Source organism: Almyronema sp. (assembly GCF_052168255.1).
GTDB lineage: Bacteria > Cyanobacteriota > Cyanobacteriia > Phormidesmidales > Phormidesmidaceae > Sphaerothrix > Sphaerothrix epifaneia.
In genome coordinates this window covers 26,486-50,430 of the sequence record NZ_JBQLZL010000060.1, presented here as the reverse complement: position 1 = coordinate 50,430, position 23,945 = coordinate 26,486, and the positions used below count along the sequence as shown (strand labels likewise).

20 protein-coding genes are annotated in these 23,945 nt (G+C 49.0%); 12 read left to right on the top strand and 8 right to left on the bottom strand.

What is annotated here, in order from left to right:
- Positions 1-20 precede the first annotated feature (20 nt).
- The 4 genes from ACTS3T_RS13375 (at position 21) to ACTS3T_RS13360 (ending at position 6,450) form a co-directional block, all read left to right on the top strand.
- The gene (locus ACTS3T_RS13375; protein ID WP_462935162.1) at positions 21-1,103 is read left to right on the top strand and encodes an S-layer homology domain-containing protein; all 1,083 of its coding nucleotides are present in this window, start codon (positions 21-23) and stop codon (positions 1,101-1,103) included.
- Positions 1,104-1,276: 173 nt separating this feature from the next.
- Positions 1,277-2,521, top strand: a complete 1,245-nt coding sequence (locus tag ACTS3T_RS13370; RefSeq protein ID WP_462935161.1) for a glycosyltransferase family 4 protein — start codon at positions 1,277-1,279, stop codon at positions 2,519-2,521.
- A gap of 435 nt (positions 2,522-2,956) precedes the next feature.
- Positions 2,957-4,207, top strand: coding sequence for a sensor histidine kinase (locus ACTS3T_RS13365; protein WP_462935160.1), 1,251 nt, complete (start codon positions 2,957-2,959; stop codon positions 4,205-4,207).
- Positions 4,208-4,419: 212 nt separating this feature from the next.
- On the top strand, positions 4,420-6,450 hold the full coding sequence (locus ACTS3T_RS13360; protein WP_462935159.1) for an MASE1 domain-containing protein: 2,031 nt from the start codon (positions 4,420-4,422) through the stop codon (positions 6,448-6,450).
- 307 nt (positions 6,451-6,757) lie between these two features.
- Here ACTS3T_RS13360 and hisIE read toward each other — a convergent pair whose 3' ends face one another.
- The gene (gene hisIE / locus ACTS3T_RS13355; protein ID WP_462935158.1) at positions 6,758-7,402 is read right to left on the bottom strand and encodes a bifunctional phosphoribosyl-AMP cyclohydrolase/phosphoribosyl-ATP diphosphatase HisIE; all 645 of its coding nucleotides are present in this window, start codon (positions 7,400-7,402) and stop codon (positions 6,758-6,760) included.
- 107 nt (positions 7,403-7,509) lie between these two features.
- Between hisIE and ACTS3T_RS13350 the strand changes: the two genes are divergently transcribed.
- Both ACTS3T_RS13350 and ACTS3T_RS13345 read left to right on the top strand, forming a co-directional pair.
- The gene (locus tag ACTS3T_RS13350; protein ID WP_462935157.1) at positions 7,510-8,445 is read left to right on the top strand and encodes an NAD-dependent epimerase/dehydratase family protein; all 936 of its coding nucleotides are present in this window, start codon (positions 7,510-7,512) and stop codon (positions 8,443-8,445) included.
- A 301-nt stretch (positions 8,446-8,746) separates the two neighbouring features.
- On the top strand, positions 8,747-10,300 hold the full coding sequence (locus ACTS3T_RS13345; protein ID WP_462935156.1) for a sulfatase: 1,554 nt from the start codon (positions 8,747-8,749) through the stop codon (positions 10,298-10,300).
- Between the two features lie 312 nt (positions 10,301-10,612).
- Here ACTS3T_RS13345 and ACTS3T_RS13340 read toward each other — a convergent pair whose 3' ends face one another.
- Positions 10,613-11,248 carry a peroxiredoxin gene (locus ACTS3T_RS13340; protein ID WP_462935155.1) on the bottom strand — a complete coding sequence of 212 codons (636 nt, stop codon included), beginning with the start codon at positions 11,246-11,248 and terminating at the stop codon, positions 10,613-10,615.
- Positions 11,249-11,787: 539 nt separating this feature from the next.
- Here ACTS3T_RS13340 and ACTS3T_RS13335 point away from each other — a divergent pair.
- The 3 genes from ACTS3T_RS13335 to ACTS3T_RS13325 all read left to right on the top strand — a co-directional run bounded on the left by ACTS3T_RS13335 (position 11,788) and on the right by ACTS3T_RS13325 (position 14,371).
- The gene (locus ACTS3T_RS13335) at positions 11,788-12,141 is read left to right on the top strand and encodes a hypothetical protein (RefSeq protein WP_462935154.1); all 354 of its coding nucleotides are present in this window, start codon (positions 11,788-11,790) and stop codon (positions 12,139-12,141) included.
- A 590-nt stretch (positions 12,142-12,731) separates the two neighbouring features.
- On the top strand, positions 12,732-14,036 hold the full coding sequence (gene thrC / locus ACTS3T_RS13330) for a threonine synthase (protein WP_462935153.1): 1,305 nt from the start codon (positions 12,732-12,734) through the stop codon (positions 14,034-14,036).
- Positions 14,037-14,095: 59 nt separating this feature from the next.
- Positions 14,096-14,371 (top strand): MoaD/ThiS family protein, encoded by a 276-nt coding sequence (locus ACTS3T_RS13325; RefSeq protein ID WP_462935152.1) that lies wholly within the window; start codon positions 14,096-14,098, stop codon positions 14,369-14,371.
- A gap of 137 nt (positions 14,372-14,508) precedes the next feature.
- Here ACTS3T_RS13325 and ACTS3T_RS13320 read toward each other — a convergent pair whose 3' ends face one another.
- On the bottom strand, positions 14,509-14,970 hold the full coding sequence (locus ACTS3T_RS13320; RefSeq protein WP_462935151.1) for a GNAT family N-acetyltransferase: 462 nt from the start codon (positions 14,968-14,970) through the stop codon (positions 14,509-14,511).
- 38 nt (positions 14,971-15,008) lie between these two features.
- A complete protein-coding gene (gene msrP / locus ACTS3T_RS13315; protein WP_462935150.1) occupies positions 15,009-16,010 on the bottom strand; it encodes a protein-methionine-sulfoxide reductase catalytic subunit MsrP in 1,002 nt (333 codons plus the stop codon).
- Between the two features lie 50 nt (positions 16,011-16,060).
- Here msrP and ACTS3T_RS13310 point away from each other — a divergent pair, with 50 nt between their 5' ends.
- Positions 16,061-16,933 (top strand): DUF72 domain-containing protein, encoded by an 873-nt coding sequence (locus tag ACTS3T_RS13310; RefSeq protein ID WP_462935149.1) that lies wholly within the window; start codon positions 16,061-16,063, stop codon positions 16,931-16,933.
- Between the two features lie 8 nt (positions 16,934-16,941).
- Here the strand turns inward: ACTS3T_RS13310 and ACTS3T_RS13305 are convergent, their stop codons facing one another.
- On the bottom strand, positions 16,942-17,163 hold the full coding sequence (locus tag ACTS3T_RS13305) for a DUF4327 family protein (RefSeq protein ID WP_462935148.1): 222 nt from the start codon (positions 17,161-17,163) through the stop codon (positions 16,942-16,944).
- 408 nt (positions 17,164-17,571) lie between these two features.
- Entirely contained in the window at positions 17,572-18,639 is a 1,068-nt protein-coding gene (gene pdxA / locus ACTS3T_RS13300; RefSeq protein ID WP_462935147.1) for a 4-hydroxythreonine-4-phosphate dehydrogenase PdxA, read from the bottom strand.
- Positions 18,640-18,865: 226 nt separating this feature from the next.
- Between pdxA and petM the strand changes: the two genes are divergently transcribed.
- Together petM and ACTS3T_RS13290 are read left to right on the top strand one after the other, a co-directional pair.
- Complete coding sequence (gene petM, locus ACTS3T_RS13295) at positions 18,866-18,970, top strand: cytochrome b6-f complex subunit PetM (protein ID WP_462935146.1); 105 nt, start codon at positions 18,866-18,868, stop codon at positions 18,968-18,970.
- A 78-nt stretch (positions 18,971-19,048) separates the two neighbouring features.
- A complete protein-coding gene (locus ACTS3T_RS13290; protein WP_462935145.1) occupies positions 19,049-20,011 on the top strand; it encodes an SDR family oxidoreductase in 963 nt (320 codons plus the stop codon).
- Here ACTS3T_RS13290 and ACTS3T_RS13285 read toward each other — a convergent pair.
- Together ACTS3T_RS13285 and gyrA are read right to left on the bottom strand one after the other, a co-directional pair.
- The gene (locus ACTS3T_RS13285; RefSeq protein ID WP_462935144.1) at positions 20,008-21,312 is read right to left on the bottom strand and encodes an ABC transporter ATP-binding protein; all 1,305 of its coding nucleotides are present in this window, start codon (positions 21,310-21,312) and stop codon (positions 20,008-20,010) included. The genes ACTS3T_RS13290 and ACTS3T_RS13285 overlap by 4 nt on opposite strands.
- Before the next feature lie 66 nt (positions 21,313-21,378).
- Positions 21,379-23,895 (bottom strand): DNA gyrase subunit A, encoded by a 2,517-nt coding sequence (gene gyrA / locus ACTS3T_RS13280; protein WP_462935143.1) that lies wholly within the window; start codon positions 23,893-23,895, stop codon positions 21,379-21,381.
- Between the last annotated feature and the right edge of the window lie 50 nt (positions 23,896-23,945).

The following is a 23,945-nucleotide window of genomic DNA, read 5'->3' as shown; positions in this document are numbered from 1 at the left end:
GCGCTCATAGCAAATCAGCCGTGTCACATTCTCCCCAAGAACCTCCCTCTAATCGCTCTCCGCTAGACTTTGACGAACTGTTAGCCGTCGTCATTTCCCTGCTGACAGTTGGACTCATCTTACTCTTTGGCTTGTCTCGTCGGGGTACGCAATTTAGCTTGGTAGAAGGCTTTCAAACTCAACCTTCTGATGCAACCCCCTCTGAAGCTGATTCAGCCTTACGAGAGCGGGAAGCAGCCAACGATGCCTTGAACAATCGAGACATGGACGATCCTACCGCAATAGGGCCAGCAACAGGCGATCGCCCTTTTGGACTTTTTCCAGCTCAGTTAGGTAATTTAGGGCGACAAAGCAATGTGATTGACGATGAAGCAGAAGCAGAAATAGAAAACCAAACAACAATCATCGCCCAACCGACCGATACCTTTGATGCCAATACGGCTGCCACCGATAGAACCCCACCGCCCTTGCCCGCACAGCGCAATGGTGTTGAACGGGAAGTTTCAGAACCGCTTGAGTTTAGCGATGTCCCGGAAGGGTACTGGGCGGCAGCTTTTATTGATCGCCTTAGCTCTCGCCAGATCATTTCTGGATTTACCAATGGTACTTTTCGGCCTGAACAGCCCGTTACCCGCGCTGAACTCGCCACTCAAATTACCAATGCCTTTGCTGCTTCGTCTCGTCAAGAGGCGATCGCTTTTAGTGATATCCCAGCCGATTACTGGGCAGCTCAAACGATCAATCAGGCCGTTGAGTCTGGCTTTATGAAGGGCTACCCTGAAAATACGTTTCAGCCAGAGCAATCGGTTCCACGGGTTCAGGTTTTAGCCGCGATCGCCAGCGGTCTTGGGCTAGAAGCTCCTGATGATGCCGAAGCGATTTTAGCTTCTACCTTTAGTGATGCAGATGCTATTCCCAATTGGGCTGTTGGGCAAATGGCTGCGGCATTAGAGGCAGGGCTAATTGTCAACCATCCCAATACCGCCGTATTAGAACCCAATCAAGACGCTTCACGGGCTGAAGTTGCGGCAATTTTGAACCAGGCTTTGGTTTATTCAGGCGAATTAGAAAGCGTTTCATCCCCTTACCTGGTGACGCCGTAATACCGCTTTGGGCTGGGTACGTTACTCAAGCCCAAATCAGCGGCTATAGCAATGGAAAAAGTGCGATCGCCCGCCAATAATCAAACTGTGAGGGTTAGCTGTCTTTGGGCATCTTGAGACAAGATGGTCTGCTCTTAACATTCAACGCAGACAGCTAGCCTCAGGTTTTTGTTATGACCTCTTTACTGCTAACTAATACCTTCTTACCGCGTGTAGGAGGTCGCGAAAACTATTATCATTATCTGTTTACCAACCTGCCGCAAGAAAAAACCATTGTGCTCACCCCCGACCACTTAGGTGACTGGCTGCAGCACGATGCTCATTACCCGCTGCCTGTCTATCGGGTAGACAAACTCAGCCAGTTGTGGCCCTGCTGGGGACGACCCGGACGTTGGCGCTGGTTTCGGACGTTGCTACCTTTGGTGCGACAGCACCAGATAGATTTAGTTCACTGCGGTTTGGTTTTACCGGATGGTTTGACTGGCTGGTGGCTGAAGCAGACCCTGGGCATTCCTTATGTGGTTTATACCCACGGCAAAGAAGTCTTAGAATATCAGGCTGATGCCAAAAGCGCTCGGCTGATGAATCTGGTTTTGGCTGAAGCTGACTTAGTTATCTCAAATAGTCACTATACCAGTGATTTGGTCGCTCAGCTAGGGATCGCTCCCTCCCAGCGAGTCGTGATTCATCCCGGCATTGACCCTAACCAATGGCAGGCCGCTCCTAATCCGAGCCATCTACAAGCCCTACGCCAGCAACATGGCCTCAGCAAGGGTTCAATTTTGATAACAGTGGGACGGCTAATTGAGCGTAAAGGCCATGATCAGGTGATCAAAGCGCTCCCTGACATCCTGAAGCAACATCCAGACACGGTTTATTTGATAGTGGGAGATGGCCCAGCGCGTGCCCCCTTAGAAGCGCTAGTGCAAAGCTTGGATTTGTCGAAATCGGTCAGATTTGTAGGTGAGGTCACAAACGAAGATTTGCCCACCTACTACGCTTTAGCCGATATCTTTGTCATGGTTAGCCGTCAGCCTGTCGGTAGCCACGAGGTAGAAGGATTTGGCATTGTCTATCTCGAAGCCAATACCTGTGGCTTAGCTGTAGTGGCGGGACGCAGTGGCGGTGTACCGGATGCGGTAGTCGAAGGAGAAACGGGCCTTCTCGTTGATCCGTTTGATCCTCAAGCCATTGCGATGGCGATTAGTCGGCTACTCGGTGATGATACGCTCCGTTGTCGCTTAGGGCAGCAAGGAAAAGCCCGTGCGATCGCCGATTTTGATTGGATACAAATCAGCCGCCAGCTACAAACAGAAATTGATCAATTGCGAACCAACAGCCGTCAGCTTCATCTATTACAGCAAGTTTGGCGAACTGTGCCCCGTTTGCTTCAGAAGTCAGCCTTCGCGACTCATTAGCGCATCACCTTTAGCTGATATAGAGCCATAAAACAAGGCAATACTTTCTAAATTGGCTCCGCTCCACAACCAGACGCGGCAAGCTTAAACTGCCAAAAGCTGCTCACTTCCTGAGAGATTCAGCGCTGCTGGCAACTGGAAAACCTAAAAATACGCTTTAAAGCCTAAATATTTCAGACAAAATCTAGCTTGTGGGTTAAAGAGTTTGTCTATTAAAGTAGCAGTATTTGCTCCAAAACTTAGCTCAGAATGACCCATTAGCTAAAGCAAAATTGAATCAGACTTAAAAGTTATATTTGTGTGGTTTAGCATGATTTAGCTTTAATCCAATGATAAGGCATCATTAAATTAATTTTGGCTATCATTGATACCATTTTTAGACTTGCTAAAGATTAGAGGAGCATTCTTAAACGTCAACTTTTTAAGCGGTGGCACATGCATCAAGTATTTGAAGTCAACCAACTCAGTTGGTTGTTAGTGGGAGAAAACTTAATCATTTCTTGTTGCTATTTTGCCATCGGCAGTGGAATTGCCTACGGTATTTGGCGAAATCGCTCAAACAACGTTGATTCGCTGGTTGTAACAGTAGCTCTGATTTTTTTTAGTTGTGCCTTTGGCCACGGTTTGCATGCAGTTGGAGCGTTAGGATTACCAGGGTCGTTTTTTTTACAAACCCTTGCTGATTTTGCCACAGTTGTGATTGCCCTGCGATTTCTGAGCTTTTATCAAAGTTTTGATTTGCTTGCCCGTTTTAGCCAAATTTTTAGCTCCAAAATAGAGCTAGAAAACAAAAATCAGCTACTAGAAACGGCAATGGTAGAGCTGAAGCAAGCACACTCCCAACTGGTGCAGCGAGAAAAGATGTCGAGCTTAGGGCAATTAGTTGCCGGTATTGCGCATGAAATTAACAATCCAGTCAACTTTATTTATGGCAACTTGTTTCATGTTCAAGAATATGCAGAAAGCTTGCTAGAAATTACCAGGTTTTATCAAAACCATTACCCGACTCCTCTAGAAGAAGCTGAAATACTAGCAGCAGAAATCGATCTAGATTTTATTCAAGCAGATTTGCCCAGGTTACTGACTTCTATGCGAGAAGGTAGCAATCGTATTCGACAAATGGTGTTGTCTTTACGAAGCTTTTCGCGCATGGACGAAGCCGAGTTAAAAGACGTTAATATTCATGAGGGTATTGATAGTACCTTAATGCTGTTACAAAATCGTCTTAAGGCTAGATCAGAGCGGCCTAAAATTGAGGTAGAAAAAGACTATGATAACCTACCCAACATTGAATGTTATCCGAGTGCCCTCAATCAGGTTTTTATGAATATTTTAGTCAATGCTATAGATGCGATTGAAGAAAGCGTTGCACAGGCCGCTAAGTCAGAAAATCTAGCTAAGCCACCTTGTATTAAAATTCAAACTGCTTTGCTAGTTTCTCAAGGGGTGAAAATTTCGATAGCTGACAATGGTGTAGGCATTTCTGAGCAGCAACAACAACAGATTTTTGATCCATTTTTCACCACCAAACCAATTGGTAAAGGATCTGGTCTGGGTATGTCTATCAGCCACCAAATTGTAGTAGAGAAACACCACGGTAAATTAGATTGTTTTTCTACTTTTGGTCATGGGACAGAGTTTATCATTCAAATTCCGTTACGGCAAAGCCAAGACGTTATAGGCTAGCCAGTCTGGCCATCTCAAGTGATTAGAAACTTTAAGTAATGGCCGACGAAAGAGAATTTGTAATTAGATATATAGAAATATGAGAGCTTTTCCCTCTATAATTTGGCTCTTAAGATGGAAAAATAAAGCTTTTGATGAGTACTTATGCCTCCTTAAAAATCTCATCTTTTAGACCTCAAGTGTCTGAGTTTATGGCATAAAGAGGGGAGGGCATGCTAAAGCGGGCAGTGGCAGTCCGGTATAACACGAATCAAATGCTCTCACAAAAGTTCTCTGTAGTTCCCCGTAGGCTGAGGCAGGTTGGGGCGATCGCAGTTTTGGCGATCGCTTACTACGTGATGGCAGAAGTCTCTCGATATCTTGCCTCTACACCTCAAGATGTGACTCCGGTTTGGCCGCCGGATGGCATTGCGGTTGGGGCTGTTTTATTGTTTGGCAACTGGATTAGTTACGGAGTTCTGCTGGGTTCTTTCCTTGCCAACTTCTGGGCTTTCAGAGATCCAACGAGTTTTCTGTCTCTAATAATTTCTACCTTGCCTGTGTTAGGTATTGCAGTTGGCACCACGCTGGGGACGCTGCTCAGTGCCTACTTATTACGAAAATCTACTAAACTTCGCTATCCGCTAGAACAAGTCGTTGATGTATTTAAGTTTTTGATCTTGGCTGGTATGGTGGGGCCAACCGTGAATGCCACCGTGGGAGTCACTTGCTTAGCGCTGAGTGGCAAGGTTGGCTGGTCAGCTTATGGAATGGTTTGGGTAACCTGGTGGATTTCCAATGTCTCAGGCATTTTTATCGTTACCCCCGTGATGTTGAGCTGGGGACAGCTCATTCGGACAAATCGCAATCGACCTCAAAAATGGCTACCCTGGCCTTCCGTTTTAGAGCCGTTTGCCCAGCTTCCTGAAAATAGCAACTGGTCTCGCTTAGGGCGCTGGCAATTTTGGCCTGTGGTTGAGTCACTGCTCTTGGTGGGGTTGGTCATTTTCGCAGGCAGGGTAGCTTTTACCGCCGGACACCGATTGGAATATGTGTTAATTCCAATATTGCTGTGGTCTGCCTTTCGTTTGGGGCAACCGGGGGCAACGCTGCTGAGCTTTATCGTGGCCGCGATCGCAGTGATTGCAACCGTCAACGGTAAAGGCGGCTTTGCCAGCGCAGATTTAAACCAGTCTTTGACGCAACTACAGTCTTTCATTGGGGTGGTGACGCTGACTGTTTTGGTGGTTACAGCCACTATGACAGAACGCGCCCAAGCAGAAGACAAATTACGGCTAGCTTTTGCTGAGCTGGCCAGAACCAATGAAACCTTAGAAACTCGCGTTCATCAGAGAACCGAAGAACTGCACGAAAAAAACGCCGTTTTAGAACAAACGCTGCGAACACTCAGGCAAACTCAACTGCAAATGCTACAGAGTGAAAAAATGTCTGCTCTGGGCCAGATGGTAGCAGGTATTGCCCATGAAATTAATAATCCCGTTGGCTTTATTTATGGCAACTTAATTCACATTTCTAAGTATTCTAAAAGCTTATTAAAAATAATCCGCTCTTATCAACAGCAGTACCCTCACCCTCCACAAGCGTTACAAAAAGAACTAGACGAACTCGAAATAGACTTTTTAGCTGAAGACTTACTAAAAACAGTTCAGTCTATGCAAATTGGGACTGAGCGTATTCAAGCGATTGTGTTATCGCTACGTAATTTCTCTCGACTAGATGAAGCTGAATTAAAAGTAGTTGATATCCGCGAAGGCATTGATAGTACCTTGGTAATTTTGCAGCATCGGCTAAAAGCGACAGCCGATCGCCCTGAAATTGAAGTTTTCAAGGAATATGGTCAGCTACCGTTGGTTGAATGCTATGCCGGATTCCTCAACCAAGTGTTTATGAATATTCTCAGTAATGCAATTGATGCTTTAGAAGAAGCTAATCAAGAACGAACCTTTCAAGAGCTTATGGCTAAGCCAAATACGATTTGGATTAAAGCTACTCAAACGCAAAAAGATACTGTCACGATTGCTATCTCTGATAATGGCGTTGGGATTCCTGAAGAAATTCGTTCTAAGCTATTTGATCCTTTTTTCACCACTAAACCTGTCGGGCAGGGTACAGGTTTGGGCTTATCCGTATGCTATCAAATCGTAGTTGAAAAGCATCAAGGCAAACTGTGGTGTGACTCTACGCCCACTAGGGGGACTAGCTTTTTTATCGAATTGCCTATCCATGCTAGAAAAGTTAGTTGATTAAATCACTTTCTGACAACTGTGCTTCAGCCGTTTTAACGGGTTTTTGGCTCTATTAAGCTCATTTTTTGTGCTAGCGTCTATTGGAGTAATGAAGCAAAGTTACCGCTAAGGCCGCATAAAAAATTTTCTGAAAGCCTTTGATAGAAAAGTTTTCCTACTGCCTGCTGCCCTCTAACGTCTGCCCTGAGCTATATCCATCCTACTAACTGCCCGAAGCAACAGTCCACGCTGCCGCACTGTTAAGCAACCAGACTTGATACTGAGCAAAGCCGAAGCCCAGCGTGATAAAGCCGCCCGGAGATTTTTAACGCCGTCGTTCTTGCAGCTTACGATAAACCGCCTTCAGGTCAACATTGTGGTGTGAGAGGGCTACTAAAGTGTGGTAAAGCAAATCTGCTACTTCCGCCGCGATCGCAGTTGGATCGTCGTCTTTGCAAGCCATCACCACTTCCGCCGCTTCTTCGCCAATTTTCTTCAGAATTTTGTTGTCACCCCCCTCAAATAGTTTATTGGTATAAGACCCTTCCTTAGGATGGTCACGGCGATCGCTAATGACTGCAAACACCTGAGATAGCGTATCTGCAGGGGGGGGGTGAATCTCACCGTTCGTTTGGTGAAAGCAGCTGCGCTCTCCAGTATGACAAGCCACATCCCCCCTTTGCTCCACCGTAACCAGCAGCGCGTCGCTATCGCAGTCATAGCGGATAGACTGAACTTTTTGCAGATGCCCAGACGTTGCGCCTTTGTGCCAAAATTCCTGCCGCGATCGGCTCCAAAACCAGGTCTCTCCCGTTTCCAGCGTTTTTTGTAGCGACTCCCGGTTCATCCAGGCCAGCATCAGTACCGCACCGTCTAAATAGTCTTGCACAATCGCAGGCACTAAGCCCTGATCGTTGTAGCGAATTTCATCCAGGGGAACAGCCGAAGAGAGCGGTTGAAAAGCAGTCATGCGATCGCGGTTGAAAGGTGTGCTTCAGTCACGGTAGCACTTTGGTGCACGATGATCCGCCCACTGCAGCTTAAGATTAAAGAGTGATGGCCGTTTGGGAGAATGTCATGCGGATTTTAGTAATGGGGGGAACCCGCTTTATTGGGGTTTACCTGACGCAGATTTTAGTAAAGCAAGGCCATGAGGTAGTGCTGTTTAACCGGGGCAACAAACCCGCCCCAATGGCAGGTGTAAGTCAAATTCACGGCGATCGCAAAGAAGTAGCCCAGCTCAAGCAGAAACTAGCAGGAGAATCCTTTGACGCCATTTTTGACAACAATGGCCGTGAACTTAGCGATACCCAACCGCTAGTCGAAATTTTTCAAGACAAGCTACAGCATTTTGTCTATGTTAGCTCCGCTGGAGTGTACCAAAAATCTGACCAAATGCCCCACATGGAAGGCGACGCTGTAGATCCCAACAGTCGTCACAAAGGTAAGTTTGCAACTGAAGACTATCTCCAAGCTCAAGGCATTCCTTTTACTGCGGTGCGCCCTGTTTATATTTATGGCCCCCAAAACTACAACGACTTAGAAGCCTGGTTCTTTGATCGAATTGTTCGCGATCGCCCCATTCTGATTCCAGGGCAAGGCATGGCCCTTACCCAACTCGGCCATGTGCATGATTTAGCTCAGGCAATGGCGGCTATTCTGGGCAATCCAAAAGCGATCGGGCAGATCTACAATATCTCCGGTGAAAAAGCCGTCACGTTTGATGGCTTGGCCCGAGCCTGCGCCGAGGCGGCAGGCAAATCACCTGATCGCTTACAAATTGTTCACTACAATCCTAAGCAGTTTGACTTTGGCAAACGCAAAGCCTTTCCCATGCGGGTGCAGCACTTCTTCACCTCGATTGCAAAAGCTAAAGCTGATCTTGACTGGCGACCTGCATTCGACCTAATTAGCGGTTTAAAGGACGCTTTTCAGCACGATTATCTCGCGACTCAGCGTCATCAAGCAGAAATTGACTTTTCAACCGATGAGCAAATTCTAAGCGCCAATTAGATCTGTGTTTAATTTCTAATTGAGAACCATTCTCGATCTTAGCTGCCCTCTTAGTTGGGCGGCTGCGTTGGGTTACAGTATCGCCTGCGGCTGACATCCTAGCCTCCCTCGCTTCTCGCTAATACTTTGTGAGGTAGCCCGCCCAGGGCTTAGCCATCTTGTCCAACCTAAATTCCTGTCTTGAGAGGCGCTACAGCTCACCCATCCATACGCTAGGGTAAATGCAGATTAGCCTCATTTACCTCAATTCTCTAAGTTAGCCAATTAGCTGCCCAGGTCTTTGACCCTGCCTATTCCTACTATGTCTACTCAGCATCCTGACATCCTATTTTTGGTTCTCGATACTCAGCGAGCCGATCGCTTGTCGTGCTATGGCTATGATCAGCCCACCTCACCTCATTTAGATGCACTAGCGGCTGAGGCGACCCTCTTTAACAACGCGATCGCGGCTGCTCAGTGGACGGTACCTTCCCATGCGTCTATGTTTACCGGGCTGTATCCGTCTGAGCATCAAATGTTTCAGTCTTATTCAGTCATGTCAGACCAGGTTGAAACACTGGCTGAGCGTCTGCGGCAAGGTGGGTATTACACGGCTGGCTTTTGCAACAATCCTTTAGTCGGGGTGATTAATAATGGCTTGCGGCGAGGATTTGACAGCTTTTTGAACTACAGCGGTTTGCTCACTTCGCGACCCAATCAGGCTGGTAAATCACCGGGGTTGATTGGGCGTTATCGCCAGTTCTTTAAAGGCGTTTTGGCTAAGCTACTCAACCGCGTACAAGATGCCTTTGCCCGATCTGATACGCTGCTGGCGCTATCATTTACGCCGCTCATGGTGCCGCTGTGGCAAACGGCACTGAGTTTTAAGGGGAATACAGCCAAGTCGCTTGAAGATACGGCGCGGCTGCTGATTGAACGTAAAGGCGTTCAGCCCCATCAGCCGATTTTTACCTTTGTGAATTTGATGGGCACCCACATGCCCTACCATCCACCCCGACAGTACATTGAGCAGTTTGCACCCCATGTGCTGCAAGATCGCGATGCCCGTAATTTTTTGCAGCGTTTTAACAGCGATGTCTATGGCTGGTTAGCTCCTTTGACAGGAGCCTTAGATGAGCAGCAAAAGAAAACTCTAGATGGCATGTATGACGCTGAAGTAGCTCACCAAGATATGCAGTTGGGCAAATTTTTTCAGCAACTCCAGCAGTCAGGACGCCTTGATCAAACCCTGGTGATTATTTGCGCAGATCATGGGGAACATCTAGGCGAAAAGCAGTTGATGGGTCACAGTTTGTCTATTTACAACGAACTGGTTCAGGTGCCGCTCATTATTCGTGACCCAAACAACCAACTGCCGCAAGGTGTGCGGATTGAGCAGGTTGTCTCTACGCGCCGATTGTTTCATACGGCACTGGCCGCAGCCGGGTTGGCAACGCCTGCAGAAGCTGCTTTAAGTTTGGTGCAGGCCAGCGATCGCCCGACGCCTGACCATGTATTTTCAGAAGCTATACCCCCCCAAAATGTGGTGAACCTAATGCAAAAGCGCCAACCCGATTTAGTGCGCGATCGCGCTTGTGATCAGCCCCGGCGAGCGGTTTGGATGGGTCGCCACAAGCTAATCGAAACCGGACGCGATCGCGTGGAACTGTACGATGTGATCGAAGACCCCCGCGAAGACCTTAACCTCAGCGATATTTTGCCAGAAAATGTAGAAGTGCTACAGGAATGCTTACAAGCCTTTGTCGGCGATCGCTCAACGGCAGCAGCCTTAGCCGCAGTGGCAGCGCGGGCACCCGGTTTTGACGATCCGGAAGTACAGCGACGACTACAAGAACTGGGATATCTAGAAGACTAACTGGCTTTAGCAGAAAGCAGGTTAGATAGCCAACCGCGACGACGGACATCTACGAATGAGCCGCAATTGGCGCATTTTTTAATGCCCCGAACGCCAATTCGTAGTAACTGAGCGCTTTCGCAATGGGGGCACTGTGTCCGTTTTTTCATAAATAACCTGATGGAATTCACGCTGATCTGGTTTCACTACAGTTCTAGCTACAGAATTCCCCAAAATAATGTTTGCTGGGACACAGAGTGAAGTGTCCCAGCCACACGGTAAAAAAAAGAGCACACTGATGTGTACTCTTAAATATCCCAGACGAATCAGAACTTACTTGTTAGGCTGAGGCGTCATGCGCAAGTAAGGCTTGATCTCAGTAACCCCTTTGGGAAACTTCTGCTTAGCTTCCTCGGTAGGAATGGCGGGAGAAACCACAACGTCCTCGCCTTCTTGCCAGTTAACGGGCGTGGCCACGCTGTAATTGTCTGTTAGCTGTAGTGAATCGATCACTCGCAGAATTTCTTGAAAATTCCGTCCGGTGCTGGGGGGATAGGTGATGGTGAGACGCAGTTTCCGGTTGGGATCGATGACAAATACCGTACGCACAGTCACCTTAGCGTTGGCGTTGGGGTGAATCATGCCGTAAAGGTTAGAAACCTTTTGGTCAGCGTCCGCAATGATGGGATAGTTGACGTTGGTTTTCTGCGTTTCATTGATGTCGCTGATCCAACCTTTGTGAGAATCCGCATCATCAACGCTGAGGGCAATAACCTTAGCATTGCGCTTTTCAAAATCAGACTTGAGCTTAGCGACTTCGCCTAGCTCGGTGGTGCAGACAGGCGTGTAGTCGGCTGGGTGAGAAAACAAAACAACCCAGCTATCACCGGCCCAGTCATAAAAGTCGATTTCACCCTCAGAGGTCTGTTGGGTAAAGTTAGGGACTGTATCGCCAAGTTGAAGCGTCATATCGCTGTTACCTAAATGATTTGCAAGGAGAAGACTAAAGAACAAGCTCAGCCAATTTACTAAGCTATCTTGCCATAAACCCCGGTTTTCCGGTCGGAGTTTAGATGATTGTTTACAATCCTAGCTTAAAAAGTTGCGCTTGCTACAGAACTTTGTATTCTAACCGCCTCTGCCAGAAGATTGAGCTTCCCTAAGGTTTTCTTCTAGCCGATTCGTTCTTCTGGGAGATGTGACAACGGCGATCGCTCAACTATAAAGAGTAAGGTCTTTAACGATGACCGTTTAATTTGAGCTACAGCTTTGTGCAGCTAGGTGTTTGAGCGTCAGTTAAGCGATAGGAAAACCTGGATTAGGTCACTATCAAGCGCTGGCATGGCTTGGATATGCTCGAACGTCTGTGGGCTTGAAGCGGATTCATTAAATTTAAAGACTACGGGTCACATAAACAAATAGTCTAAACAGGCAACCACTTAAGCTCACAGCAGGTGGATGTGTGGTGTCCCTTTATTGTTGAAAACATAGTTCTGGAGGAACTTTGTATGAAATTGCTAGGTTTTAATTTTTCTAAGGTTAAAGTTGTACGTTTCTTCTTAAGTATTGCGATTGGGGCTGTGCTGCTATTTTCTCAAGCGCTGCCTGCTGCTGCCTTAGGTAGTCGCCAAAGTTCGCCTCACGAGGGGACTGACGCGCTGCCCAACGTCCGAGATCGTTCCGAAGAAGTGCTCAAGCGCGAGCCTCGCTCTGGTGCTGAAGTCCAGTCTGAAGCCGCTGAAGGGGCTAATGAAATTCAAGGGGCTGCAGATGCCGAGAAAATGTATCGGCCTGAAAACTCACGCTCGGCTGAGTCCGTTGAGCAAAAAGTAGAAGAAGCGCTAGAAAACGTAACTCCCTAGTAGGCTAGCTTGAGCTGGCTAGCTGGGTGACAAAGTTACTCAAGCCTTATACAAGGTTTAGACTAGCTTGAATCTTCTCAGCTTTATGTTTCTGTTAAACAAAACCCCACTTTGGTCAAAGTGGGGTTTTGTTGTGGCACGAAGTTTTTATAGAGACGGCTGACTGGCAGAAACGATGATGACGTTGATCAAACTTGACAGCCTTTCTATGACTACGAGCTATGACTACGAGGCGAACGTCGGCTCAGAACTGGGTTCGCGTCAGTAACCTGTCCCGAAGAAGCGCGATCGCAGATGAACTTGGCTACAAAAAGTAAGCAGTTTTTCTGCAAGCCCCTGACAGAAAAGCTGGCTCTCAGCTGTAGCTATAGCTGAAACCTCAAATTTTTGAGCAAACTGAACTTTTTTATAGAACCAAAGTTTTGACTTGGTGCGATCGCATTGGCTGCCAAGCCTTATCTGAAGCACCTTTGACAATACCCGACCAAAAAAGTCGGGTATGTTTGACTGAGTTTTTTTGACTGTGTTACTATCCAGCGAGTCGGTTGAAAAATCGATTGTTGTTGTCTCGACCTAGCGCAGTTAGAACCATGACTCAGGCAATTGAAAAGCAGCTCACGGCTAAAACCACCTTCACCAACCTCAAGTGTCGGGAGTGCGGTGAAACCTATGAACTCGGAGCCAAACATGTTTGTGAAGATGTCTGTTTTGGCCCCTTAGAGGTTGCTTATGACTACGACGAAATTCGTCGTCGCGTTAGCCGGGAAAAAATTGCGGCTGGGCCTAAGTCTATCTGGCGCTATAAAGAATTTTTGCCGATTGCCACTGATCACCCCATCGATGTTGGCACAGGCATGACCCCTTTGCTCAAAACCAATCGCCTTGCCCGTCGCCTTGGCCTCAAAAATCTTTATATCAAGAACGATGCGGTCAACATGCCGACGTTGAGCTTTAAGGATCGAGTCGTATCTGTAGCACTGACCAAAGCTCAAGAACTGGGTTTTTCCACGGTTTCATGTGCAAGTACAGGCAACCTGGCAAACTCTACAGCCGCGATCGCAGCTCACGCGGGGCTAGACTGCTGTGTTTTTATTCCTTCTGATTTAGAAGCAGGCAAAGTTTTAGGAACGCTGATTTATGGCCCAACCGTAATGGCAGTGCAGGGCAACTATGACCAGGTCAATCGCCTGTGTTCTGAAGTTGCCAATACCCACGGTTGGGGTTTCGTTAATATCAACCTGCGTCCTTACTATTCTGAAGGTTCTAAAACGCTAGGTTTTGAGGTTGCAGAACAGCTTGGCTGGCAATTGCCAGATCACATCGTAGCGCCGTTAGCCTCTGGCTCTCTTTACACCAAAATCTACAAGGGTTTCCAAGAGTTTATTAAAGTCGGTCTGGTAGACGACAAAGCAGTGCGCTTTAGCGGTGCTCAGGCTGAAGGTTGTTCGCCTATTGCCCAAGCCTTTCAAGCAGGTCGGGATTTTGTTAGCCCTGTTAAGCCCAGCACCATTGCTAAGTCAATCGCAATTGGCAACCCTGCAGACGGGATTTATGCGCTCGATATTGCGCGTAAAACCAATGGCAACATTGAGTCGGTCACCGATGCCGAAATTGTCGATGGCATCAAGCTGCTAGCTGAAACCGAAGGCATTTTCACCGAAACCGCAGGCGGTACGACCATTGCCGTTTTGAAAAAGCTTGTAGAAGCGGGCAAAATTGACCCCGACGAAACGACAGTGGCCTACATTACAGGCAACGGGCTGAAAACCCAAGAAGCCGTTCAAGGTTATATTGGTGAGCCGCTGACGATTGAACCGAAACTAGATAGCTTTGAGCGAGCCTTAGAACGGGCTCGTACCTTAGAGCGTTTGGAGTGGCAGCAAACTTCAGTCTAGTTTTCAGAGAATTGCGGCATAGTCTGGTTTTGATTGTTTATTTATCTGTTCGAGTCATCATGTCTGTCAAAGTTCTGATTCCTACACCGCTACAAAAGTTCACCAACAACCAAGCCACCCTCGAATGTGAAGGCGGCAACATTGTCGAAATGCTGAACGCTTTAGAAGCCAACTGTCCGGGTATTAAAGCACGGCTTTGCGACGACAACGGCGAACTGCGCCGCTTTGTCAACTTCTATGTCAACAGCGAAGACATTCGTTTTCTCGACGGCAAGGAAACGCCTCTAAGTGATGGGGATGAAGTTAGCATTGTGCCTGCGGTTGCAGGTGGCTAAAGACCCTTTCAACAACTGCATCTAGGTCACTGCGCTGAAGCCATTCAGCGCTTTTTTTATGGAATATATAGCTATCACTAAGGGCAGAAGGAAAGCTTTGCGCTCAGCAGCTTTTAGCCATTGAAGTGCCTCAATGGCTAAAAGCTACCGCTATATTCTAAAATTTGTAGCGGTAACCCCAACCAACGCGCTGCTAAACGCGATCGCTTAAATTTTCGCTGCATCGCTATTGGCATGGTGTCCCAGCTAGCAATGCTAAAGCCCAGCCGCTGATAGAAACTAGCAAGGCGATCGCCCAAGCATTCTAAATATAAAGGCTGGTTGGCTTGTTCAAACAAATGCTGGGTAAGGTAAGTACCCAAGCCCTGATTGCGATGGGCTGGAACCACCACTAAGCTGCCCAGTTCTTGAGCCTGCTCAAACTGCCGTAACTGACCACAGGCTACCATCTGTCCCTGGTACTCAATCACCCAAAACTGCTGCCAGCGAAGCTGGGTTGGATCTAGCCGCGATCGCAGCACTTGCCAGCGAATAGGCCAGATATCAGCCGCGATCGCTGGCCGCAAATCATACCCTGCTGGCAAAACCACCGTCCCCATTTTTCCTAGCTGTTCCTCCGTTCCTCCGTTCTGGCAACCTACGCATACAAATCTGCTACATACTCACCATAGCCGTTGTAAAGCAGCGTCTCCTGCCGCTCCCAATTAAACGGGTTAGTCCCTTCGCCGAGAACACGTTCTGTCTCTTGTGACCAGCGAGGGTGAGGAACGTTGGGATCAACATTGGAGACAAAACCGTATTCGTTAGGGCTAAGAGTATGCCAAAACGTTTCCGGACGCTCTTTAACAAACTCAATTTTGACAACTGACTTGGCTCCTTTAAAGCCATATTTCCAGGGTACAACCATGCGAATGGGTGCCCCATGTTGCTTCGGTAGCGTACGACCGTACACACCCACCGCAAAGAAAGCAAGGTCGTTCGCCATTTCAGCGACTGTTAGCGCCTCTGTATAAGGCCAGGGCATATAGGCAGAAGGCGGCCAAGCAGGGCCAGAACTAACCTGTTCGTCGTAAAACGAGGTAAAGCGGACGTACTGAGCTTCTGAAGTCGGTTCTACGGCTGCCATGACTAGACGCATCGGAAATCCAATCCAGGGCACCACCATCGCCCAAGCTTCAACACAGCGAAACCGATAAACGCGCTCTTCTAAGGGAAACTGCTTTTTCAGATCGTCAAGGTCATAGGTACGTGGATTTTTGACCAATCCAGACACCTCAACCTGCCAGTCATCAGTAGGGAGGTCTTGAGCTTTACGCCAGATGCGCTTGGTACTGCCGAATTCGTAAAAGTTGTTATAGCTACTGGCGTAGACTTGCTGGGTAATGGGTCGATCAACCTCAGCAAACGCTGGGTTAGTGGTGATCCTTTTTAGCGGTTGGCCTAGTGTTTTGCGTAATTCAGGTGCAATATCTTCATCGGTTAGGGGTTGCTGACATCCCCCTAACGCCAATGCAGCAGTGGTGCCAATTCCGGCTCCCACCAGGGTTTTAATAAATCGACGGCGATTGACAAAGGCAGACTCAGGGGTGATAGTGCGTGCTGGCAACTGCCACGGCTGAGGAGTGTGAATAAACGGCATACTGAGAATAGGCTGGCTTCTCTTGAATTGTTACATTTTCCTCCGGTGTGATGGGTGCTTCTTTCTTGCTTGGCTGTGCCGTATGGGCTTACAAAGATTGGGTGGGTGAGTTTTTTCCACCGAACAGTCGGGCTAGAGATTTCCTCAAGCTTTACAGCCAACGGCTTACTGCCGTTGAAGGCAATACAACCTTTTATTCGGTGCCGAGTGCAGCGATGGTGCATCGGTGGGCGGTGGAGACGCCAGAAACTTTTAAGTTTTGCCTAAAATTGCCGCGTCTGATTACCCATCGAGGGGCTTTGAGTCCTCACCTGGCAGAAGCGATCGCTTTTTTACACCGCATAGCGCCTTTAGGCGATCGCCTTGGCCCCTGTTTTGCCCAGCTACCGCCTAGCTATAGCCCTGCTGCCCTAGCCGATCTAGCCAGCTTTCTGGCTCAGTGGCCGCATTCAGATTTTTCCTTGGCCGTTGAGGTGCGCCACTTAGACTGGTTTAAGCCTCCCTATGTGGCTCAGCTCAATCAACTTTTAACTCAGCACAACACTGGCCGAGTATTACTAGATACTCGACCCGTTTATGACGGCTTAAAGACAGGAAGTCGCGATCCACAGCTAAATTCGGAGCGCCGCAAGCCGCAGGTACCCCTACAGCCAGTTGTAACCGCTTCTTTTACCCTGGTGCGCTATATTAGCCACCCTGAGCTAGCCCTTAACCAGCCCTATTTAGCAGCGTGGGTTCCCCAGCTACAGCAATGGCTAAACCAAGGAACCCAAACCTACTTTTTTGTCCACTGTCCTATTGAAGCTAAATCACCCGCGATCGCCTATCACTTTTATCAGCTTCTACAGCAACAGGGAGTTTTGCAACAACCTTTACCTTGGCAACCGCTAAGCCAACCCCCTACACAGCTAACGCTGTTTTAGGGTTAAAACTAGTCGTTGTCCCAGTCTTCACGCCCCATCAGGTCGCTGATACGATCTCTGAGTAAGAAACCCCGTGCTTCTAACTCAGCTTCGACCCCTGCCCACTCACGCGCAGGAATATATTTGCACAGCGTGTAGATGGGCTGCTGACGGCTAACGGTACCTTTTTGGACGAGTTGACGGGCTTCATCTTGAATGAAGTCAACCGAATAAGAAAGCGACTGAAGCATAATTCACCCTGTCAAAAGACATCAGTGGGAATAAATTGGTCAGTTGAGTCTAACCGATGTAGATTCAAAACCCTATGGGAGATTTAGTGAAAGACTGAACTTTGGGAAACATTTCTGTAACAGATCATACTGTTTTTTTCTGCTATTGCCTTCTCTGGCAGCTCCGATATTGTCTCTCCAAATCAATCCTCGTAGGATTAATAAATATTGTTAGTTGTTAAGGCTGTAAGCCTAGCTAATTCTACGACGGTAGCAATTAGAACGGGGAGAAGCCATTGCCTTCTCTTAATCTTCCAATAAACTTGCTTAAATTTAAGGACTGGGTTAAACGCCTACGTGTTTCTACCAGTTAACGAGCCGCAAATATGCCAAAACAGCAGGCGTTACAAAGTCATCAAATCATAGCTTTTAAGCCAGGTTGTGTTGTCCTAGCGATCGCTGCTGACGCTGACAGCATAGCTCAATTCCAAGTTCGATAGCCGCTGTCATACTGGTTGCGGCAGCGATTCCCTGCCCAGCAATATCAAAAGCCGTGCCGTGGTCGGGCGAGGTGCGCACAAACGGTAGCCCAATTGTCGTGTTCACCGCGCGATCGAATGCTAAAAGCTTGACGGGAATAAGACCCTGATCGTGATAAAGCGCTAGGTAAGCATCGTGAGCGGGCTGCTGGTTGAACCAAGCCTGTCCAGGATTAACCCACAGCGTATCGGGTGGAACCAGGCCGTCTAGCGTTAGCGAGGGATAGCGATCGCGTTGCTGTTGTAGCCAGGGAATGAGCCAGCTTTGTTCTTCGGAGCCGAGCTGTCCCTGTTCGCCACTGTGGGGATTGAGTCCGGCAATGGCGATGCGAGGCTGAGCGAGGCCAAAATCTTGCTGTAGGCACTCGATCAGCAGATCTAGTTTTCGACTCATCAGCGCAGGTGAAAGGGTCGTTGGTACTTCGGCTAAGGGAATATGGGTTGTGGCCAGTAGCGTCCGCAACTGCCAATCGCTATGGGGCGATCGCGCTACGAACAACATGCCAAAGCGATCGCATCCGGCTGCTTCAGCTAGTAATTCAGTTTGACCGGGGTAGCGATGTCCTGCCAGTTGCCACGCCGATTTGGCAATAGGAGCTGTGACAATGCCATCAAACTGAGCGCTGAGCGTTTGCCGAATAGCGGTTTGCAAAGCCTGAAAGCTGATGTCGCCGCTGGCTCCATTGCCAATACCCATTTTCACCTGGGCGGCGATCGCAGGGGCTACCGCAATGTCTATGTGAGGAAACGTGGCGGGGTCGGCTAAGGGTAGCGCAAGCTGGGATAGCTGCTGATAGGTTTGCTGTAGTAGAGCCGCATTGCCCACCAGGGTAATGTCAGCTTGCGATCGCCAGCGTTGGTCTGCCAGCGCTTTAAGCACCACTTCAGGCCCAATTCCGGCTGGATCACCCAGGGTAATAGCTAAGCGGGGACGGCGAGAGAACATCGCTGAACACATAAGCTTTTTTTCCTAGCGTCTCATAAACGGGGCAAAACAGGTCGGCTGACGAAGGCTACCAGTCAGAAGAGTAGAACACCAATCACCCTTTGGCTTTGCCCAAACGCAACTGCCTGACTTCTCGGAAGAAGCCCCAAACTGTTTTAGAATTGAGTCTGCAAGTAAAGTTATTTTTCATCAGCCTCAGTTTAAGGCTGATTTAGTGGGAGGAACACAACTAAAAATTATGAGCGGCGAAATCTTTAACTCAGCAGTCTTAGCATTTTCCCTCATCCTGGTAGGTCTAGCTTTGGGCTTTCTAATGCTGCGGATTCAAGGCGGCGAGGAGTAGGCTCAAGCGGGTAGATTACCCCCGGCAATGGAATAATCTGATATTCTTAGAAAATCTAAGTTTTGTTACATTTCCCTCATGACTTTACTCATTGTTGGTGCCACTGGCACCTTAGGAAGGCAAATCGTTCGCCGTGCCCTGGATGAGGGATACGAGGTACGGTGCTTGGTGCGCAGTTTTCAAAAAGCCGCCTTTTTGAGAGAGTGGGGCGCCACCCTGGTAAGAGCTAACTTGTGTAAACCAGAAACTTTGCCCCCTGCTTTAGAGGGGGTAACGGCTGTTATTGATGCGGCAACGGCCCGGCCTACGGATGCAGCCAGTATTTATCAGGTTGACTGGGAAGGTAAAGTAGCCTTAATTCAAGCGGCTCAGGCAGCAGGGGTTGAGCGATTTGTCTTTTTATCTATTCTAAACGCGGATAAATATCCCCATGTGCCGCTGATGGATATTAAGCGATGCACAGAAAAATTTTTGGCAGAGTCGGGACTAACCTACACCGTACTGCGCCCCTGTGGCTTTATGCAGGGGTTGATTAGCCAATATGCGATTCCAATACTGGAAAAGCAAGCTGTTTGGGTGATGGGAGAAGCAGCCCCCATTGCCTATATGAACACGCAAGATATTGCTCGCTTTGCGGTGAAGTCGCTAAAGCTAGCTGCAGCCGAAAATCAAACTTTTCCGATGGCAGGTACTCGCGCCTGGGGGGCTTACGAAATTATTCGACTTTGCGAACGGCTTTCGGGTCAAGAAGCTAAGGTTTCGCAAATGCCTTTAGGGCTGCTCAAGGGGGTGCGCCGGGTTGCCAGGTTTTTCCAGTGGGGCTGGAACCTTTCTGATCGATTGGCCTTTGCAGAAGTAATCGCAAGTGGTCAGCCGATTGATGCATCGATGGATGAAGTCTATGAAACCTTCGGCATCGATCGCTCAGAAATGACGACGCTAGAAGCCTACATGCAAGAGTATTTCAGCCGGATTATGAAAAAGCTGAAAGAACTTAACTACGAACGCGAAAAAGCCAGCAAGAAAAAAATTCCGTTTTAAGGATGAATGGCTTGTTCGGTGGTGATGTCGAAAAGATGGACGTGATCGGCTGCGATCGCTAGCCACAGTTCTTCACCCAACTGCAAGGTACGATTGCCTTCTAGTCTGGCTTGTAAGCTTTCACCAGCCAAATCGACCGTCACATAGGTTTCACTGCCTAAAGCTTCTACCCGACTCACCTTTACACATAGGTTTTTAGGGGCTGGTAAGCCCACCGTCAGATGTTCGGGACGAATGCCCAGCAAAACGGTTTGCCCTTCGTAGGGGGTTAGCGTCTCTTCCCAATGGCCCGGCAGCGTTAGGCGAAACTGGGGGTGGCTAATGACGGGCGCGCCTTTGACTTGAACAGGCATAAAATTCATGGGCGGAGAGCCAATAAATTCCGCCACGAAGCGATTAGCCGGATGGTGGTACAGCGTTAGAGGAGGGGCTACTTGCTGAATTTGGCCTTGGTTCATAACGGCAATGCGATCGCCCATTGTCATCGCTTCAGTTTGATCGTGGGTGACATAGAGCGTCGTAATTCCCAGCGATCGCTGCAAGTTGACGATTTGGGAGCGGGTTTCATTGCGAAGCTTGGCATCTAGATTGGATAAGGGTTCATCCATCAAAAAAACTTGAGGGTTGCGTGACATGGCTCGACCCAAAGCTACCCGTTGCTTTTGCCCGCCGGAGAGTTGTCGCGGCATCCGGTTGAGCAGCGGTTCAATTTGTAGCATCCGAGCCACTGCCCGCACGCGCTCGTCTATAAGACGTTCAGCCTGAGAAAGGTAGCGCCATGCTTTGGGCAAAGGTCGGCTCAGCGAAACCAGCACCGATTCCCACCACCAAGCTGTTTGCGCTTCGCTAGAGGCTTCACCCCCCCCATCAACAGAACCCGTTTCTAAGGTGACTTGGGGCATGCGCCGTAGCCCAAAGGCCAGGTTATCGTAGACGCTCAGATGAGGATAGAGGGCATAGCTTTGAAACACCATGGCAATATCGCGCTGCTTGGGCGGCAGTTGATTAACCAAGCGATCGCCCACCCAAACATTGCCAGCTGTTAACGCTTCTAACCCAGCGATCAGCCGTAGTAGCGTACTTTTCCCGCAGCCAGATGGCCCTACCAAGACCATAAACTCACCGTCTTCAACCGTGAGGTTAATCCGCTTGAGAACCGTCGTATGGGTGACGGCGGCTGATTCTGTGGCGATCGCCGCTTCATTAACCAGCGGCACAGCAGCGACTTCTAACTCAGCCGTGCGATCGCGGTGGTGACGTGAAAAGGTTTTGTAGATGTTTTCTAAAACAACGCGAGCCACAGCAAATTCAGCCAGTTTTCAATTGATTGTCGCCTGATTGTAGCGGATTACCAAGCCTGGTTACGCTTATTCTTCTTCGGTCTGCTCGTCTACCAGAGAAGAAATCATGGCAGCCACAATTTTTTCACCTCGACCGGGGCTAAGCAGGCGATCGCAAGGCGTATCTTTACCCTGACGCGGCACTGCATCCGGCAAAATTTGGGCAATGCGTCCTTCAGTTGTGCTAAGCGTTACCTCGGTTTCGGGCAGGGCCGGAACAATGGCCGCCAGACTATCAGACTTGAGACTAAAGCGAAAAGCTTGTGTACCAATGTCGCCTCGATTGGCTAATCGTAGCGCTTGAACAGGCATATGTTTAGCAAAACCCAACGCCGAGATCAACAGCAGCGTATCGTCCGCCTGAACCGCCAGACAGCCCACCAGCGTTTCTTGCTTGCGCAGTCGTAAGGCTTTGGGGCCTTGGGCATTGCGACCCATAATCGGCAGTTGGTCGTCATCCAGCACAAACTTGAGCAGTCGCCCACCCGAAGTTCCTAGAACCAGGAGATCTCCGGTTTGAGCCAGTACAGCCTGCTGAAGCTTGTCGTCTCCTTTAAGCTTCAGCGCTGTCAGTCCGCGTCCTGTGAGGTTTGTAAAGTCTGAAAGTGGCTGCCGCTTGATCCGTCCTGCCTGAGTAATCAGTATTAGCTCTTTGGGCAGCAAGCTTTCCGTCAGCACAATTTGCGTGACGATGGCCTCTGGGTCAGGGGGGACTGAGTCTGGCAAAAGGCTCACCAAAGGCGTGCCTTTTGACTGGCGTGAAGTCTGAGGAATGTCACCGACCGAGAATGTATAAGCTTTGCCGTCTTGGGTCAGCACCAGCAGTTCTTGTGACGTCAATGCTGATTCAGTTTGAATTAAGAAATCTTCCGTTTCTTGTAGGGTGGCAGCAGCCTCGGTTGTCTGTCGCGCCTGTCGCCGTTGAAACGAGCGCGGTGAAGACCGCCGGACGTATCCCCGCGCCGAAAACTCTAAAACGACTTCGGTTTCGACTTCTTCCGCTACGATTTCGGCAATTAATTGTTTTTCTTCGGCGCGCTCGGCTTCTGTTTGAATACGGGTACGGCGAGGGTCGCCAAACTTTTTCTTCAGCGATCGCAGCTCTTTTTTGAGCGCTTTCAACAGTTCTTTGCGGTTTGATAAGAGCTGGTTGAGCTGACGCATACGCGCCGATAGCTCTTGATATTCGGTTTGGAGGTTTTGCTGCTCTAGATCGGTGAGGCGACGCAGCGGCATGGCTAAGATGGCATCGGCTTGGCGATCGCTGAGTTCAAACTGGGCTTTAAGCTGAACTTTAGCAGTGGTGCCATCAGCCGCCTGCCGCAAAATATCAATGACAGCGTCTAGATTAGCCAGCGCGGTACGCAGCCCTTCTACTAAATGCAGGCGACTTTCGGCTTTTTCCAGTTCGTGTTGGTACTGGCGCGTTAGGGTTTCTTCGCGGAAGTTGAGAAAAGCCTCTAACAGCGATCGCAGCGGCATTTGCCGGGGTTGACCCTGATCGAGGGCGAGTAAAATTGCGCCAAAATTGCTCTGCAAAGGGGTCAGTTTGTAGAGCGCATTCAAAACCAATTGCGGCTGGGCTTCTCGTTTTAGCTCAATGACAACCCGCATACCATCGCGATCGCTCTCGTCGCGAATATCAGCAATGCCCTCAATTTTGCTGTTGTTGACCAGGTCAGCAATTTTTTCAATCCAGCCAGCTTTATTCACCTGGTAAGGCAGTTCAGTCACCACAATAGCGTTGCGCCGCTGCCGACCCCGTCCAGGTCGAATTTCTTCAAACGTGGCAATGCCCCGCAAGGGAATGCTGCCGCGCCCGGTGCGATAGGCCTCGCGAATCCCCTCTTTGCTGATAATTTCGCCCCCGGTGGGAAAATCTGGCCCCGGAATTAAAGCAAAAAGGTCATCGTCAGATAGCATCGGCTGATCGATTAGAGCAATCAGACCGTCAATCACTTCCGCCAGGTTATGAGGCGGAATGTTAGTTGCCATACCAACGGCAATGCCAGAACTACCGTTGAGCAGCAAATTGGGTAACTGAGACGGTAAAACAATGGGTTCCTGTTGAGAACTATCAAAGTTATCCGTAAAGTCAACGGTGGCTTCGCCAATCTCACCGAGCAGAGCTTCATAACCAATAGGGGCCAGCCGCGTTTCGGTATAACGCATTGCTGCGGGAGGATCATTGTCTACCGAACCAAAATTGCCGTGCCCCGCTAGCAATGGATAACGGCTCGAAAACGACTGCACCATCCTTACCAGGGCGTCGTAGACAGCTTGATCGCCGTGGGGGTGGTATTTACCCAAAACATCCCCAACCACGCGAGCGCACTTGCGGAAAGGGCGATCGGGGGTCAAACCCAGCTCATACATAGCGTAGAGAATGCGGCGATGAACGGGCTTAAGGCCGTCGCGGACATCCGGCAGCGCCCGCCCCACGATCACACTCATGGCATATTCCAAGTACGATCGCTGTACTTCAGAATGAAGGGAGGTGACTATAACCTGGCCGGGGGAAGGCCGATTGAGCTGCTTCGCCATGAGCTGTTTTCCTTGAAATTTGAGCTAAAAATCCGAATCGTCTGTAACAA

Bases quoted from the DNA above. Each gene is read 5' to 3' on its own strand.
- thrC (WP_462935153.1), top strand. From the start codon at position 12,732: ATGACTCAGGCAATTGAAAAGCAGCTCACGGCTAAAACCACCTTCACC.
- ACTS3T_RS13325 (WP_462935152.1), top strand. From the start codon at position 14,096: ATGTCTGTCAAAGTTCTGATTCCTACACCGCTACAAAAGTTCACCAAC.
- ACTS3T_RS13320 (WP_462935151.1), bottom strand. From the start codon at position 14,970: ATGGGGACGGTGGTTTTGCCAGCAGGGTATGATTTGCGGCCAGCGATC.
- msrP (WP_462935150.1), bottom strand. From the start codon at position 16,010: ATGCCGTTTATTCACACTCCTCAGCCGTGGCAGTTGCCAGCACGCACT.
- ACTS3T_RS13305 (WP_462935148.1), bottom strand. From the start codon at position 17,163: ATGCTTCAGTCGCTTTCTTATTCGGTTGACTTCATTCAAGATGAAGCC.
- ACTS3T_RS13370 (WP_462935161.1), top strand. From the start codon at position 1,277: ATGACCTCTTTACTGCTAACTAATACCTTCTTACCGCGTGTAGGAGGT.
- ACTS3T_RS13365 (WP_462935160.1), top strand. From the start codon at position 2,957: ATGCATCAAGTATTTGAAGTCAACCAACTCAGTTGGTTGTTAGTGGGA.
- ACTS3T_RS13340 (WP_462935155.1), bottom strand. From the start codon at position 11,248: ATGACGCTTCAACTTGGCGATACAGTCCCTAACTTTACCCAACAGACC.
- ACTS3T_RS13350 (WP_462935157.1), top strand. From the start codon at position 7,510: ATGCGGATTTTAGTAATGGGGGGAACCCGCTTTATTGGGGTTTACCTG.
- ACTS3T_RS13345 (WP_462935156.1), top strand. From the start codon at position 8,747: ATGTCTACTCAGCATCCTGACATCCTATTTTTGGTTCTCGATACTCAG.
- ACTS3T_RS13360 (WP_462935159.1), top strand. From the start codon at position 4,420: ATGCTAAAGCGGGCAGTGGCAGTCCGGTATAACACGAATCAAATGCTC.
- hisIE (WP_462935158.1), bottom strand. From the start codon at position 7,402: ATGACTGCTTTTCAACCGCTCTCTTCGGCTGTTCCCCTGGATGAAATT.
- pdxA (WP_462935147.1), bottom strand. From the start codon at position 18,639: ATGTGTTCAGCGATGTTCTCTCGCCGTCCCCGCTTAGCTATTACCCTG.
- petM (WP_462935146.1), top strand. From the start codon at position 18,866: ATGAGCGGCGAAATCTTTAACTCAGCAGTCTTAGCATTTTCCCTCATC.
- gyrA (WP_462935143.1), bottom strand. From the start codon at position 23,895: ATGGCGAAGCAGCTCAATCGGCCTTCCCCCGGCCAGGTTATAGTCACC.
- ACTS3T_RS13290 (WP_462935145.1), top strand. From the start codon at position 19,049: ATGACTTTACTCATTGTTGGTGCCACTGGCACCTTAGGAAGGCAAATC.
- ACTS3T_RS13335 (WP_462935154.1), top strand. From the start codon at position 11,788: ATGAAATTGCTAGGTTTTAATTTTTCTAAGGTTAAAGTTGTACGTTTC.
- ACTS3T_RS13310 (WP_462935149.1), top strand. From the start codon at position 16,061: ATGGGTGCTTCTTTCTTGCTTGGCTGTGCCGTATGGGCTTACAAAGAT.